Below are 14,400 nucleotides of genomic sequence, written 5' to 3' on the forward strand. Positions count from 1 at the left end.
GGAAACCTCCAAGGATCAGGGGAAACGACCCCCAAATCCTCGGATGCAGCGCCTCACAGGCGAAATCTCACTGATGACCGCGCCGCAGCACCCTGCCGCGAGAGCGGCTTAGTCCCATGGCGCCAGGCTGCCTCGAAGTGTCCAGCCGCAGTTAACGTCCGGCTTGGGCCGAAGGCCGACGTCCGCCTTTAACGAAGGAATTTGCCGCCAGGTCTTGGATTCGCTGCAAAGGCGTTCAGGTCGCCTGTTTCTATCTGACGCTGATTCTTGATCGCGCGGCGTGCCGAGTCTATGTTTCGGGCGTCGGGGTGTCGCAGGCTCCCGGCGCCTTAAAATGTCGGCTTCCCGTCCAAGTCCTGCTCGCGGTTCGTGCGTTCGCGCGTGACCGGAGCACGGTTCAAAGGGAGCCGTTTTTCCATGTCTGAACCCAGAACTCGTCTCGGCCGCATCGCCATTCTGTGGCGGGGCGATGAAGCGGAACGCCGCAGCGCCACACTGGCGACCAGCCGATTCAAGGTCGTATTCGCAGCGCTTGCGGATGTCGGCGTCGATGCAGAACCCGTCGTATACGAGGATGATGTTCTGGACGTCGTTCGGGCACAGCTCGCCACGTTCGATGGGGTGCTCGTCTGGGTCAATCCCATTCATGAGGGGCGCAACCGCTCGAACCTCGACGCGCTGCTGCGCGAGGCCGCAGCGCGCGGCGTCTGGGTGAGCGCTCACCCCGATGTCATCCTCAAGATGGGCGTCAAGGAGGTGCTCCATCGAACCAGAATGATGAGCTGGGGCGGCGACACGGCCCTCTATCGAACAATCGAGGCGATGCGCGCCGAATTTCCGGCGCGGCTTGCCGCTGGACCGCGCGTGATCAAGCGCAATCGCGGCAATGGCGGCCAAGGCGTCTGGAAAGTTGAGATGCTGACAAGTCCATACGATCGGCCGATGGCGCGCGTGCTGGACGCTACGAAGGATGTGTCGGAGGAGCTGGCGCTGGACGAATTTCTAGCACGGTGCGTTGAGTACTTCGAAGACGGCTGCGTGATCGATCAAGTTTTCCAGGCACGCTTGGGCGAAGGCGTGGCGCGTTGCTATATGGCAGGCGATCGCTGCGCGGGCTTCGGGCATCAGAAGGTCAAGGCGTTGGTGGACGCGCCGGCGGCGCGCGCCGAGGCGGGACCACGGCTCTACACATCCAATGCCGACCCTCGCTTTCAGCGTCTGCGCCGGTTGATGGAAGACGAGTGGACGCCACAGCTCACCGCTTTGCTGGACATCCCGCGGCGCGACCTACCGATGATCTGGGATGCAGACTTCATGCTCGGCCCGCCAGGGGACGACGGCGCGGACGGCTACGTGCTTGGCGAGATCAACGTCAGTTCGGTGTTCCCGATCCCCGACGAGGCGCCTGCTGAGATCGCCCGCCGAGTCGCCGACCGGCTACGATCGAAGCTCTGAATGGGAAAGGCTGGCGGTTGTGACCGCTGGCCACGTGGCGCAGCCCCTCGCGGAGGTCCGCTTCCGGGCGACTGGCCAGAGCCCGCTTACGGCGCATAGCGCGGGCTCAGCACCCTAAACTCAAGGGCTCAAGAGCGAACGGATGCCGCTCAAGTTGTCGATCGTGTGAGTGAGGTGCAGGCGCAGGCGCTCCGCGGCTTCGGATTGCCGCCCACCGGCCAGGCTGTCGAGGATCGCGAGATGCTCCTCGCATTGCTGGCGGTATCGCTTGCGGTCCAGCATTGAGCGGTACGACAGCAAACGTCTCACGCGATTGATCCGGCGGATCGTGTCGAGAAAGAACGGATTGCCCGAGCCGGCCACGATGGTCTCGTGGAAGCGCACGCCGCGTTCGTGGAGCGCGTCGGCGCTGTCGGTTTCGATGGCGCCGGCCAGCAGGCGTTCCTCGGCGGCGCGGCAGGTGGCGATGGCCTCCGGCGCCAGGCAGTACCCCGGTTCGAGCAGTGCCGCAGGTTCGAGCGCGAGGCGAAGTCGGTAGGTCTGCTCGAGGCTTTCTGGCGTGTTCAGCACAGGAGCGAAGGTCCAGCCATAACCCGCCCGCCGCTCGGCCCAACCCTCCTGGCTGATGCGGGTCAGGACTGCGTTGAGCTCGGCACGCGTCAGCCCGTAGGTCTGTCTGAGATCGGCTTCGCTGACCTGCTCCGGCAGGGCGCCGCGAAGATGGTCGTCCGCGATACGGAAATAGGCCTGGGTGACCCCGTCAGGCTCGGACAGCCCAAGCGCCTCGCTTGAGGGCGGCGACGCCTGTTCGACAAAATAGCCCCGGTTGCGCTCGTGGCGCAGCACGCCCTTGTCGGCCAGAAGCTGGAGAGCCTGGCCGACGGGAAACCGCGACACGCCGAGGCGTGTCGCGATGTCCTGCGAGCGGAGATGGGTGCCGGGGGAAACGCCGCCGTCCCGGATCTCGCCGAGAATGCGCGCCGCGAGCGGCGCGGCGAGTTCCCGTCTTCCGCTCCCGGCCATTGCCCCACCCGTCATCAACATTCGTCAACGGCTGCTCTAGGGATGGCGCACTGGCAGGGCAAGCGGCCTATTTGACGAGCCCGATGGTCTTGAGGATGTCGCCGACGCGGACCTGTTCTTCCTTCAGGAAAGCCGCGAAGGGTTCGCCGGCGAGATAGTAGTCGTCCCAGCCGCGCGCCTTGAGCAGGGTCTTCCACTCGCTGCTCGCAACCAGGCCGTCGAACAGCTTGGTCAACTGCGCCTTCTGGTCCGGCGTGATTCCGGGACCGGCCATGACCGCCCGCCAGTTAACGACCTCGACATCATGGCCGAGCTCCTTGAGCGTGGGCACGTCGACGCCTTCGAGGCGCTTGCCCGAAGAGATGGCGAGAGCGCGAAGTTTCCCGGCCTTGATCTGGCCTTCGAATTCGCCATAGCCAGAGACGCCCGCGGTGACGCGCCCGCCGAGCATTGCCGCCAGCGCCTCGCCGCCTCCGGAGAAGGCGACATAGTTGACCTTGCCGGCATCGGCGCCGGCCACCTTGGTCACGAGCGCGGCAAGGATATGGTCCGCGCCGCCGGCCGATCCACCGGCCCAGATCATGCGAGAGACATCGGCCTTGATGCCTTCGACAAGCTCCTTCACCGATTTGTAGGGCGACCCGGCCGGAACGACGATGACGAGCGGATCGCCGGTGAGGCGAGCGAGCGGCGTGACCTGGTCCAGGCTGACGGGCGATTTATTGGTCAGGATGGCGCCGACCATGGTGATGCCGTTGACCATCAGCTGGCTCGGGTCGCCCTTGGCGCTGTTGATGAATTGTGCCAGCCCGATCGTGCCGCCGGCGCCCGTGACGTTGTTGACCTGGACACTGCGAACGGCCTTGGTCTCGGTCAACACCTGCTGGAGCGAGCGGGCTGCTCCGTCCCAGCCGCCGCCGGGGCCGGCTGGTGCCATGATCTTCAGCTCCTGGATCGGTGCCTGGGCCAGCGCGAACCCGGACGTGCTTGACAGGGCCGCGATGCCGGCGGCCAGGAAAACTCTGCGGGTCGTCATGATAATCCTCCCAAGGGTGACAGGTGATCGCGCTTTTTGCGCTGTTCAGGCGTCCCGCAGGGCTGCGGGGGATGTTTCACCGGTGGCGGTGAAAGGCGGAGCGGACGATTCCAGGAGGCGTCCGAGGATCAGGGAAATGATGCCGCCGGCACGCAGCGTCTCGCATTCGAGCGCGGTCTCGACGGCGGCCTGCAGCTGCAGCAGCTCGACCGAACCGCTGGCCCGATGGATGCGCGCAGCCACAGCGCCGCGCGGGGCGATCGCATCGGGCGTTGCCTCGATCTCGACGGTGTCCCCGGGCGCGAGTTCCAAAGAGACGGGCCCGGCCCCGGGCGGGAGTTGCAGAGGCAGAATGCCCATGCCGATCAGATTGGAGCGGTGGATGCGCTCGAAGCTCTGCGCGATGACGGCATTGACCCCGAGGAGCCCAAGCCCCTTGGCCGCCCAGTCGCGCGACGAGCCCGTGCCGTAGCGTTCTCCGGCCACGACGACCATCGCATCGCCCGATGCGCGGTGGCGCTCCGCGGCGCGCCACAGCGACAGGGGCTGGCCGGACGGCACATGCAGGGTCGAGCCTGCCGGCAGGTCGGGGGCGAGCCGGTTCACCACCGTGCGGTTGGTGAAGAGGCCGCGCAGCATCACCTCCCAATTGCCGCGGCGCGAGGCGTAGACATTCAGATCCTTCGGATCCTCGCCGCGCTCGATGAGCCATTGCCCGGCCTCGCTCGCGGCAGGGGTCTGTCCGGCCGGCGAGATATGATCCGTGGTGATGTCGTCGCCGAGAACCAGCAGCGGATGAGCCCGATAATGGCCGAGCCTGTTGGGCTGTATCGCCTGGGCAAAGGGCGGCGGCCGCAATGCGGTCGAGGCCGGATCCCATGGAAACAGCGCCGAAGAGGGCGCGTCGAGTTCCGCCCAGTGGCGGCTCGTCGTCGCCTCGGCAAAAGCACGGGTGAAGTCCGCGGGGTCGAGGGCGAGCGCCAGCGCCGCGTCGATCTCGGCGCCTGTCGGCCACAGCTCGGAGAGCGTCACCGGTTGGTCGTCTGCGGTCGATGCCAGCGAGTCCTGCAGGATGTCGCGATCCGCATCGCCGGCGAGCGCATATGCGACCACCAGTGCAGGCGAAGCCAGGAAGCCGGCCTCGACCTGGCCATGGACGCGGCCCGGAAAGTTGCGGTTGCCCGAGAGGATGGCAACGGGAAGAACTTCGTCGGCGCGGACGGCTGCGTCCATCACCGGCAGCAGCGGTCCCGAATTGCCGATGCAGGTGGTGCAGCCATAGCCGACGATGCCGAACCCGAGCGCCTCGAGATCTTCGAGCAACCCTGCACGCCTGAGATAGCGTTCCGCGGCAGGCGATCCCGGCGCCAGGGAGGTCTTCGTCCAGGCCGCGGGCTTGAGGCCGAGCCGCCGCGCTTTGCGCGCGACGAGGCCCGCCGCCACGACGAGACGGGGATCGGAGGTGTTGGTGCAGCTCGTGATCGCGGCGATGGCGACGGGAAAGCGCGGCAACGAGGCGGATGGCTTCTCCGGTTGCGGCATGGCGAGAAGGGCCGGCACCGTGGCCCCGGGCGCGAGCAGATCCTGCGGTCGGCGGGGGCCGGCGAGGCTGATGGCGATCGCGGCGAGATCGATCTCGACGATGTCGGTGTAGCGGGGCTGTGCCTGCGGATCGAACCAGAGCTGCTGCTCCTTCGCATAGGCCTCGACCAGGGCAATCTGCTGCGGCGACCGCCCCGTTTGCGCCAGGTATTCCAGCGTGGCGTCGTCGATGGGGAAGTAGCCGGTCGAGGCACCGAATTCCGGCGCCATGTTCGCGACCACGGCCCGTTCGCCTGCCGACAGGCTGCAGACCCCTGGGCCGAAGAATTCAACGAAGGCGCCGGTGACATTGCGGGCCCGGAGGCGCTGCGTCACAGTCAGCGCGAGATCGGTTGCGCTCACGCCTTCGCGCAGCGCGCCAGCCAGACGCACGCCGATGACGTCGGGAATTCGCATCATCACCGGCATGCCGAACATGACGCTCTCGGCCTCGAGCCCGCCGACGCCCCATCCGAGAACGCCGATGCCGTTGATCATGGGGGTGTGGCTGTCGGTGCCGATCAGCGTGTCGGGCATCGCCCAGAGACGGCCGTCGATCCGGCGCGTGGTTACGACGGTCGCGAGCTGCTCGAGATTGATCGTGTGCATGATGCCGGTACCGGGAGGATGGACCCGAACGCCGTCGAGCGCCTGCGTCGCCCATTTCAGGAAGCGATAGCGCTCGCTGTTCCGCCGATATTCGCGCTCCAGGTTGACCCGCATGGCTTCCGGCGAGGCCGAAAGGTCGACCCCGAGCGAATGATCGACCGACACGTCCACCGGTAGAACCGGGCTCAGGCGCTCAGGATCTGCGCCCGCCGCTGCAATGGCATCGCGCATGGCCGCGACGTCGACGAGTGCCGGCGTGCAGGTCGTGTCGTGCATCAGCACACGGCCGGGCTGGAAGGCGATCTCTGCCGCCGAAGTCCCGTGTGCGAGCCAGGCGCGGAGGTCGCAGAGAGCCTGGTCGCGCTCCGCCTGCCCCTTGGGCGCGCGCAGTACGTTCTCGGCGATGATCCGCAGGACATAGGGCAGTTGCACGAGCGAGCCGCCGAGCCGGGCCGCCAAATCGGCAACCAGACAAGCCTCTCCGGCGGCGACATCTACCCTGGAAAATGATCGAGCCCGACTACCCATCCGCAATCAATGCATAATAGCGACTTAAAATGCAATATGTGACTCGCGACCGCGCCTGTCAGAGTGTTCGGCTCGAATGGGTGGCAATGGCGACATTGGCCGCGTCACGGCCGTGCGATGAGGGCGCGGCCAATGCGCGGCGCGTTGTTGCGCAGGCCGCAGGCTCTCCGTCTAGCGCCTGCTACTTTTACTCGGAACCACGGCCGTCATCCTGGACAAGCCGCGAAGCGGCGTAGATCCGGGATCCATCGTAGGGCGCCGGAGCCTTATGATGGATCCCGGGCCGAGCTTCGCTCGCCCAGGATGACGGCAGTGGCTCCGCGTGAAAACAACAGACTCTAGCCGATCTTGCTGGCGTTGAACCGCAACAGGCGCAGCGCATTGGCCGTGACGATCACCGTTGCGCCGGTATCCGCCAGAATGGCGACCCAGAGACCGGTATAGCCGAGCACGCTGGTCACCAGGAACACGGCCTTCAGTCCGAGCGCGATCGCGATATTGACCCGGATATTGCCCATCGTCGCCCGCGCCAGCCGGATCATCGCCACGACGTCGCGGACGCGGCTCTTCAACACCGCCGCATCGGCCGTCTCCAGCGCGACATCGGTGCCCGAGCCCATCGCGACGCCGATATCGGCGGCGGCGAGTGCCGGCGCATCGTTGATGCCGTCGCCGACCATCATGACCGGCGCCTGCGAAGACAGCGCCCTGATCGCCGCGACCTTGTCGTCCGGCATCAGCTCGGCCTTGTGCTCCAGGCCGAGCGAGCCGGCGATGGCGGCCCCGGTGCGGGCATTGTCGCCGGTCAGCATGGTCGAGCGGATGCCCATCGCCTTGAGCTCGGCGACAGCCTCGGAGGCATCGCCGCGAGGCTCGTCGCGCAGCGCGATGAGCCCGACCAGCGTTCCGTCGACGATGACGGCCGCGACGGTCTTGCCCGCCGATTCGAGCTGGGCGACGAAGGCCGTCGCCTGTTCATCGAACGAAGCCCGGCTCGTCGCATGGCGGGGGGCTCCGACGAAGATCTCCTCGCCGTCGAGTTTGCCGACCACGCCCTGGCCGGGGATCGCCGAGGCTTCCGTCGCCGGCGAGAAGCGGATCCCGTCGGTTCGGGCGCGTTCGAGCACCGCCTCCGCCAGCGGGTGGCTCGACCCGGCTTCGACGGAAGCTGCGAGCGCCAGGACCTCCCGCTCCTCGCGTTCCAGCGCGATGACGTCGGTGACGCGCGGCGTGCCCTTTGTCAGCGTTCCGGTCTTGTCGAAGGCGACGATGCCGGTCCTGGCCGCGGCCTCGATCACGACGCCGCCCTTCATCAGCAGGCCCTGGCGGGCGCCGGCCGAGAGCGAGGCGGCGATCGCCGCCGGCACCGAGATGACGAGCGCGCAGGGGCAGCCGATGAGCAGCAGCGCCAGCGCCCGGTAGATCCAGACCGACCATTCGCCGCCCAGGAAGAGCGGCGGGACCAGCGCGACCAGCACGGCGAACCCGACGATCGCCGGCATGTAGACCCGCGAGAACCGGTCGATGAAGCGCTCGGTCGGCGCGCGCGCCTCCTGCGCCTCCTCGACCAGCCGGATGATGCGGGCAATCGTGTTGTCCTCGGCCGCCTTGTCGACGCGGATGCGCAAGACCGCCGCGCGATTGACGGAACCGGCGAAAACCGGCTCGCCGGCACTCTTGGTCTTCGGCACGGATTCCCCTGTGACCGGACTTTCGTCGATGCCCGAGACGCCGTCGGTGATCTCGCCATCGGCCGGGATGCGGTCGCCGGGCCGCACCAGCACGATCTGCCCGATCTTCAGGGAAGCGGCGTCGACCTGCTGCGTCGTCCCATCGGTTTCGACGATGGCCGTCTTTGGCACGAGGTCGCCGAGCGCGCGGATCGAGGCGCGAGCCCGGTCGGCCGCGACGCCCTCCAGCACCTCGCCGACGGCGAAGAGGAAGACCACCAGGGCCGCCTCCTCGGCGGCGCCGATGAACAGCGCGCCGACCGCGGCGATCGTCATCAGCATCTCGATGGTGAAGGGCATGCCGGCGCCGGCGGCTGCGAAAGCCCGCCGCGCCACCGGCGCGACGCCGATCAGGCAGGCGAGGATGAAGGCCCAGTGTGCGGCGGCCGGCCAGAGCAGGCTCGCGGTCCAGGCAGCGGCGAGGAGGGCGCCGGTCGCGAGAACCAGCCGGCCCTTGTTGGTCTGGTACCAGCTCACGCCCTCGGGGGTGACCTCGTGGACATGGCCGGGCAGGCCATGGCCATGGTCAGCCTTGGCATCGGCATGGCCGTGCTCATGGCTGGCGTGATCATGCCCGGAGCAGGAAGCGCGATCGCCATGTTGATGCTCGCCATGGTCGTGCTTGCGGTCATGGCCACCGCAGCACGCGTCCCCGGGCGCTTGGTGCGGCCCGCCGGCACTTTCGGATGATCCGGCCTGCTTCGCCGGCGCCAGCGCCGAGGTCGTATAGCCGAGGCTGCCGACGCGCTTCTCGATCGCCTCCGGCTTCGTCTTGCTCTCGTCGAGCGACAGCGTCAGCGTCTCGGACATGATGGAGAGCTTGACCTCGTCGACGCCGGGCAGCCGCTCGACGGCGCCACGAATTTTCGCGGCGCAGCCCGCGCAATCCATGCCGCCGACCTTCCAGGACAGGGTCTTGGGCTCGGATTCGGCGGTGGCGGTCATGGCTGTCTCCAGTCGACGCTGCGATGAGACAACCTATCTACAAGCTGTAGCCACTTCAGGTTCAAGCGGTAAATTCAGCCAGGTGAAAAACCTCGCCGGGCCGCTCGAACGCCCGATGCCCATTGGTTCGCGAGCGGCGCGGGCCGGAGTCGAGGTCGAGACGCTCCGTTGCCCGCGGGTGGCGAGCCGGAACGGCCCGCGAAGGCTTGGCTGGTTCAGACTGTTCGCAGCGCCGTCCAGCGCGGGCGTTCCCGACGCAGGGCGCCGATGGTGTCGGCGTTGCCGCAATACTGGCGGTAATTTGCCGCGGCTCCCTCGCGGTCGAGCTCCCGGCGACAGCGCTGCGTCATCGCGCAGCCGGCGCAGACGACCGCCATATCGCGCATGACCGCCGGCTGCTGGAGCGCCAGGCGATCCGCGTCGAGCCCGGTGCTCGCCAGCAGCCGCGGCAGCAATTCGTCATCGGAAGCGCTGCGCGAGATGAGATTGTAGAGGTCGGCCTCGTTCACGGCGACATCCCCGGCCAGCTCCCGCAAGGCGCCGCGACTGAGCGAATCGAGTTCCCGCAGGCTGGTTTGGCGTTGCCACCAGCGCTGGGCGAGTTCCGAGAGATGCATGGTCTCCTCCTCTTCTTGGGGCCCAGCATCTCCCGGCCTGCGGCGCGCAACATTGTCCTGGCTCAAACAAGCGGACGATCGTCGGCTTCGCGCCCTTCCGGAAGGGCTGCGACCCTTCCGGTCCCGGCACCTGCGATCGAGCGGGGCAGGGCAGGCCGGTTCCTCCGGGTTTGCACTCGATCAAAGAAGGGCGCTGCGCTGCGGGGTAGGAAGTGCGCCGGAATCATCGGTTCTCGGAGTTTTTCGATGCAGGGCGCGCATTACGCGGATGAGCGGCTTCCGCGCTACACCAGCTATCCGACGGCGCCGCACTTCAGCGCCGGGGTAGACGCCGGGACTTATGCCGGCTGGCTCGGGGCGCTGGCGGCCGGCACGACGGCGTCGCTTTATCTGCATGTGCCCTTCTGCCGGTCGATGTGCTGGTATTGCGGCTGCCACACCACGGTCGCGCTGCGCGATGGCCCGATCGTCGATTATCTCGCGGTCCTGCGCAGCGAGATCGCACTTGTGGCCGGGCAGCTTTCCGCCCCGCTCGACGTGCGCCATATCCATTTCGGCGGCGGCACGCCGACCATCCTCGAGCCGGCGGATTTCGTCGGGCTCGTCGCGTTGCTGCGGCAGCATTTCGCCGTGCACCGGCAGGCGGAGATCGCCGTCGAGATCGATCCGCGCCGGCTCGGGCCCCGCATGACGGCGGCGCTGGCCGAGGCCGGAGTCAATCGCGCCAGCCTCGGCGTCCAGAGCTTCGACCCCATCGTGCAGAAGGCGATCAACCGCATCCAGGGCGTCGAGCAGACCGCGACGGTCGTCTCGGGTCTGCGGGCCGCCGGCATCGCGGAGGTCAGCTTCGACCTGATCTATGGCCTGCCGAAGCAGACGCTCGAATCCTGCCGCGAAACGATCGAGCAATGCCTTGCCATGCGCCCGGACCGCTTCTCGATCTTCGGCTACGCCCATGTGCCGGAATTCAAGAAACATCAGCGCCGCATCGCGACATCCGACCTGCCGGACGGCCAGGCGCGGCATGAGCAGGCGGAGGCGATGGCGCGGCAGCTCGTCGCGGCCGGCTATGTCCGCGTCGGGCTCGATCATTTCGCCAGGCCCACGGATGCGATGGCGAAAGCGTTGTCGCAGGGCCGGCTCCATCGCAATTTCCAGGGCTATACGACCGATCGCAGCGAGGCGCTGATCGGCCTTGGCGCCTCGGCGATCGGGCGGCTGCCGCAAGGCTATGTCCAGAACGAGGTGGTGATCGGGCGCTATGCCGAGCGCGTCGCCGATGGTGGCCTGCCGACAGGCAAGGGCTACCGCCTGACGGCCGAGGACCGCCTGCGCGCCGAGCTGATCGAGCGGGTGATGTGCGATCTCGCGGTCGACATCGACGCCGTCTGCGATCAGCATCCCGTCGACCGGCGGGTCCTCGCTCCGGCGCTGGGCAAGCTCGAGGATCTGTCGCGCACCGGGCTGATCAGCTTCGACGGCAGCCGGGTGCTCCTGCCGGAGGATGCGCGCCTGTTCGTCCGCAAGGTCGCTTCCGCCTTCGATGCGCATCTCGACCAGCCCGGCCGGCAATTCAGCCGGGCGGTCTAGCTTCCGCCCGGGCCGATCGGCCGGGCTTCGCGCTCGGCGCGAGCGGCCATGGCAGCTGCGCCCGGAAAGCCAGTAGGAAGAGCAGGAAGGCGCCGATCCAGCATGCCACGGCCGGCAGCAGCCAGATGCGGCCTGCGATCTCGGCCATGAGCCTAGACGGAACCGCCGCGGCGCCGCAGGCCAGTGCCGCTGTCAGCGTCCCGCTGTTCGAGAAGGGGCGGCGCGTCTGCCGGCGGATCATGCTCGCCATCACGGCAAGGCACATCAGGCCGACCGCTCCGACCGACCAGGCATGGATTGCGGCGTTTTCGCCGAACAGGCCGAGTCCGGCCTGATGGAAGAAAAGGAGCGCGAAGCCTGCCGGCAGCCAGCCATAGGCGAGATATAGCGCAAGCAGGCCGGGATGGCCGAGCGCGCCGCGGGGTCGCCAGGCGAGCAGCCGCACCGAATGCAGGATAGCTGCGCAGGCACTGGCGAGAGTGCCGCCGCCGACGCCGAGACACCAGCAGCCCAGCGCGGCCGCGAGGGCAAGGGCCGAGGCGAGTTCGAAGAGCGGCGGCAGGCGCCGGGCAGGAGCCCTGCCGTGCAGGCACAGCCAGGTCGTGGTCAGCGCCGGGATGATCCGGCCGGCGATGACGGCGACCAGCGCGAGCACGGATGCCAGCGCGAGGCGATGCGGAAAGCCCGCCGGAAGCCGATCCGCCGCGACACTCGGCAGCAGGGCCGAAAGGGCGAGCAGGACCAAGAGCGCGACGACCTTGTACTCGCGCGTCTTGCCGGCCGCGACGACCCTGACGCCGAGCGTCGCGGCAAGTCCGAGGATGAAGGCGCCGGCGAGCAGACTGCCATGGTCCGGCCGCCACCAATGGGCGAGGCGGCCTGCGAGCCACAGCAGGAGGAGCGCATCGACGAGCGCGGCCGGCATGGGCGGCGCGCGGGTCCAGCGCGGCAGCGCGGTCAGCAGGAAACCGGCCATGACGGCCGGCACCATGCCCCAGAGTAGCTCGTCGCGATGCCCGTTCGCGCTCCGCGAGCCATAGGGCAGGAGCCAGGGCAGCACGCCGACGATGGCGTCGACCGCGGCCAGGGCGAAGAAGGGTCGGAAAGGCTGCCGCGAACGGGTGGGCGGCTCAGATTCGCTCATGCGCCTCCACCACGCCATTCGGCGACGGGCAGGTCTTCCAGCGAAAGATCGAGCAGCCCGATGGCGCGCAGGGCGACCTGGTCGATGATCGCCGCGATGTCGCGCGGCTGCAGATAGAAGGCCGGGACCGGCGGCGCGACGATGGCGCCGTATTCGGTGACCTGCGCCATCGCCCGCAAATGGCCGAGATGCAGCGGGCTCTCGCGCGCCAGCAGCACGAGCCGGCGGCGCTCCTTGAGCTGCACGTCGGCGGCGCGCACCAGGAGATCCGCAAGTTGGCCATAGGCGATGGCGCAGAGGGTACGGATCGAACAGGGCGCGATGACCATCCCCGCCGTCCGGAACGAGCCGCTGGCGATGCTGGCGCCGATGTCGCGATGGTCGTGGCAGCAACTGGCGAGGCCGCGCGCCCGCGCCGGCGCGCCGGGGCCGATCTCGGTCGCGAGCGTCCGCTCCGCCGCCGGCGAGATGACGAGATGCGTTTCGACCCGCCCGGTCTCGGCCAGTCGCTCCAGCACGCGCAATCCGATCGCCGCGCCCGATGCGCCGCTGATGCCGACGATGACCCGCAGCGGCGGATTCACTGGGAAGCTCCGGGAGAGGTGGTCAGCCCGAGCGCCGGCCAGAGCGCGTCGATGCGCGCGCTGACCTCCGGGTCCATCGCCATGGGCCGGCCCCATTCGCGCTCGGTCTCGGGCTGCAGCTTGTTGGTGGCATCGATGCCGAGCTTGCCGCCGAGGCCGGATTTGGGCGAGGCGAAGTCGAGATAGTCGATCGGCGTGTCGCTCAGCGTGACGAGATCGCGGCTGGCGTCGGCGCGGGTCGCGACCGCCCACATCACCTGGGTCCAGTCGCGCGGGTCGATGTCGGCGTCGACGATGATGACGAGCTTGGTATAGCTGAACTGCGGCAGCATCGACCACAGGCCGAGCATCAGCCGGCGCGCCTGGCCGGGATAGCGCTTGGCGATGGCGACGACCGCGATCCGGTAGGAGCAGGCCTCCGGCGGCAGCCAGAAATCGACGACTTCCGGGAATTGCCGCTGCAGCAAGGGCAGGAACAGGGTGTTGAGCGCCTCGCCGATGCGCGAGGGCTCGTCCGGCGCCCGCCCGGTGAAGGTCGAGAGATAGAGCGGCGCCCGCCGCATCGTCACGGCCGTGACCCGCATCACCGGGAACGGCTCGACCGCGTTGTAGTAGCCCGTATGATCGCCGAACGGCCCTTCCGGCGCGGTCTCGTCCGGCGAAACCAGCCCTTCGATGACGATCTCGGCCGCGGCCGGCACGGCCAGCGGAACGCTGACGCAGTTCGTCAGCGCCGGCCTCTCGCCGCGTAGCAGCCCGGAGAAGCGCAGCTCGGATACCGTTTCCGGCAATGGCAGCACGGCGGAGAGGATCGTCGCCGGATCGGCGCCGATCACCACCGCCACCGGCATGTCCCGGCCGAGCCGTTGCCATTGCGCGTGATGGCGGGCGCCGCCGCGATGGGCGAGCCAGCGCAGGATGGCGCGGTCCCGTCCGAGAACCTGCATGCGATAGACCCCGACATTGCACTCGTCCTCGGGCGAGGGCTCCGGCGGCGCGGTGATGACGAGCGGCCAGGTGATCAGCGGGGCGGGCTCCCCGGGCCAGCACAGCTGCACGGGCAGGGCCGCAAGGTCGATGGCGTCGCCCTGGAAGACCTGCTCCTGCACCGGCGCACGGCCGCCGGCGCGCGGGCGCATCGACAGCGCGGCGCGCGCCAGGGGCAGGGCCTTCCAGGCCTCGGCGAGACCGCGCGGCGGCCGGGGTTCGCGCAACTGGGCGAGCATGCGGCCGAAGGCCGGCAGGTTCTCGGGCGCGCGGCCGAGCCCCCAGGCGACGCGTTCGACCGTGCCGAACAGGTTCGTCAGCAGCGGGATCGTCGAGACCGTGCCGTCCGGCCGCATTGGGCGTTCGAACAGCAGCGCTGGCCCCTCCTGCGCGATGACACGGCGATGGATCTCGGTGATCTCGTGCACCACGCTGACCGGCTCGGCGATCCGCCGCAGCTGCCCGGCGGCATCGAGATGGGCAAGGAAGGCGCTGAGGTCGCGGAAGCGGGGCAGGTCTCGGATCGGCAAGGGCAGGGGCTCCGGTTGCCGCAACATGCCCCGCCGCATTC

At 68.5% G+C, this 14,400-nt stretch carries 10 protein-coding genes; 2 read left to right on the forward strand and 8 right to left on the reverse strand.

Annotated elements, in window-relative coordinates:
- The first annotated feature begins 417 nt into the window (after positions 1 to 417).
- The gene (locus tag V6M56_RS01115) at positions 418 to 1,455 is read left to right on the forward strand and encodes a Cj0069 family protein (RefSeq protein WP_332680726.1); all 1,038 of its coding nucleotides are present in this window, start codon (positions 418 to 420) and stop codon (positions 1,453 to 1,455) included.
- A 120-nt stretch (positions 1,456 to 1,575) separates the two neighbouring features.
- On the opposite strand, the gene V6M56_RS01120 is transcribed toward V6M56_RS01115, so the two are convergent.
- From V6M56_RS01120 to V6M56_RS01140, 5 genes are all read right to left on the reverse strand, one after another.
- Complete coding sequence (locus tag V6M56_RS01120; protein ID WP_332680727.1) at positions 1,576 to 2,499, reverse strand: GntR family transcriptional regulator; 924 nt, start codon at positions 2,497 to 2,499, stop codon at positions 1,576 to 1,578.
- 46 nt (positions 2,500 to 2,545) lie between these two features.
- Entirely contained in the window at positions 2,546 to 3,514 is a 969-nt protein-coding gene (locus V6M56_RS01125; protein ID WP_332680728.1) for a Bug family tripartite tricarboxylate transporter substrate binding protein, read from the reverse strand.
- 45 nt (positions 3,515 to 3,559) lie between these two features.
- Entirely contained in the window at positions 3,560 to 6,232 is a 2,673-nt protein-coding gene (gene acnA, locus V6M56_RS01130) for an aconitate hydratase AcnA (protein ID WP_332680729.1), read from the reverse strand.
- A 338-nt stretch (positions 6,233 to 6,570) separates the two neighbouring features.
- Complete coding sequence (locus V6M56_RS01135) at positions 6,571 to 8,907, reverse strand: heavy metal translocating P-type ATPase (RefSeq protein WP_332680730.1); 2,337 nt, start codon at positions 8,905 to 8,907, stop codon at positions 6,571 to 6,573.
- 215 nt (positions 8,908 to 9,122) lie between these two features.
- On the reverse strand, positions 9,123 to 9,524 hold the full coding sequence (locus V6M56_RS01140) for a DUF6455 family protein (protein ID WP_332680731.1): 402 nt from the start codon (positions 9,522 to 9,524) through the stop codon (positions 9,123 to 9,125).
- A 246-nt stretch (positions 9,525 to 9,770) separates the two neighbouring features.
- Between V6M56_RS01140 and hemN the strand changes: the two genes are divergently transcribed.
- Positions 9,771 to 11,114, forward strand: coding sequence for an oxygen-independent coproporphyrinogen III oxidase (gene hemN, locus V6M56_RS01145; protein ID WP_332680732.1), 1,344 nt, complete (start codon positions 9,771 to 9,773; stop codon positions 11,112 to 11,114).
- On the opposite strand, the gene V6M56_RS01150 is transcribed toward hemN, so the two are convergent.
- The 3 genes from V6M56_RS01150 to V6M56_RS01160 are packed head-to-tail and all read right to left on the reverse strand — an operon-like array spanning position 11,098 to position 14,386.
- A complete protein-coding gene (locus V6M56_RS01150) occupies positions 11,098 to 12,258 on the reverse strand; it encodes an NnrS family protein (protein WP_332680733.1) in 1,161 nt (386 codons plus the stop codon). The genes hemN and V6M56_RS01150 overlap by 17 nt on opposite strands.
- Positions 12,255 to 12,842 (reverse strand): UbiX family flavin prenyltransferase, encoded by a 588-nt coding sequence (locus V6M56_RS01155; protein ID WP_332680734.1) that lies wholly within the window; start codon positions 12,840 to 12,842, stop codon positions 12,255 to 12,257. The genes V6M56_RS01150 and V6M56_RS01155 overlap by 4 nt, the downstream gene beginning before the upstream one ends.
- Positions 12,839 to 14,386: a UbiD family decarboxylase gene (locus tag V6M56_RS01160; protein WP_442881049.1), complete on the reverse strand. Its 1,548-nt coding sequence runs from the start codon at positions 14,384 to 14,386 to the stop codon at positions 12,839 to 12,841. The genes V6M56_RS01155 and V6M56_RS01160 overlap by 4 nt, the downstream gene beginning before the upstream one ends.
- Between the last annotated feature and the right edge of the window lie 14 nt (positions 14,387 to 14,400).

This window comes from Allobosea sp., from assembly GCF_036675845.1.
Taxonomy (GTDB): domain Bacteria; phylum Pseudomonadota; class Alphaproteobacteria; order Rhizobiales; family Beijerinckiaceae; genus Allobosea.

Bases quoted from the DNA above. Each gene is read 5' to 3' on its own strand.
- V6M56_RS01115 (WP_332680726.1), top strand. From the start codon at position 418: ATGTCTGAACCCAGAACTCGTCTCGGCCGCATCGCCATTCTGTGGCGG.
- V6M56_RS01120 (WP_332680727.1), bottom strand. From the start codon at position 2,499: ATGTTGATGACGGGTGGGGCAATGGCCGGGAGCGGAAGACGGGAACTC.
- V6M56_RS01125 (WP_332680728.1), bottom strand. From the start codon at position 3,514: ATGACGACCCGCAGAGTTTTCCTGGCCGCCGGCATCGCGGCCCTGTCA.
- acnA (WP_332680729.1), bottom strand. From the start codon at position 6,232: ATGGGTAGTCGGGCTCGATCATTTTCCAGGGTAGATGTCGCCGCCGGA.
- V6M56_RS01135 (WP_332680730.1), bottom strand. From the start codon at position 8,907: ATGACCGCCACCGCCGAATCCGAGCCCAAGACCCTGTCCTGGAAGGTC.
- V6M56_RS01140 (WP_332680731.1), bottom strand. From the start codon at position 9,524: ATGCATCTCTCGGAACTCGCCCAGCGCTGGTGGCAACGCCAAACCAGC.
- hemN (WP_332680732.1), top strand. From the start codon at position 9,771: ATGCAGGGCGCGCATTACGCGGATGAGCGGCTTCCGCGCTACACCAGC.
- V6M56_RS01150 (WP_332680733.1), bottom strand. From the start codon at position 12,258: ATGAGCGAATCTGAGCCGCCCACCCGTTCGCGGCAGCCTTTCCGACCC.
- V6M56_RS01160 (WP_442881049.1), bottom strand. From the start codon at position 14,386: ATGTTGCGGCAACCGGAGCCCCTGCCCTTGCCGATCCGAGACCTGCCC.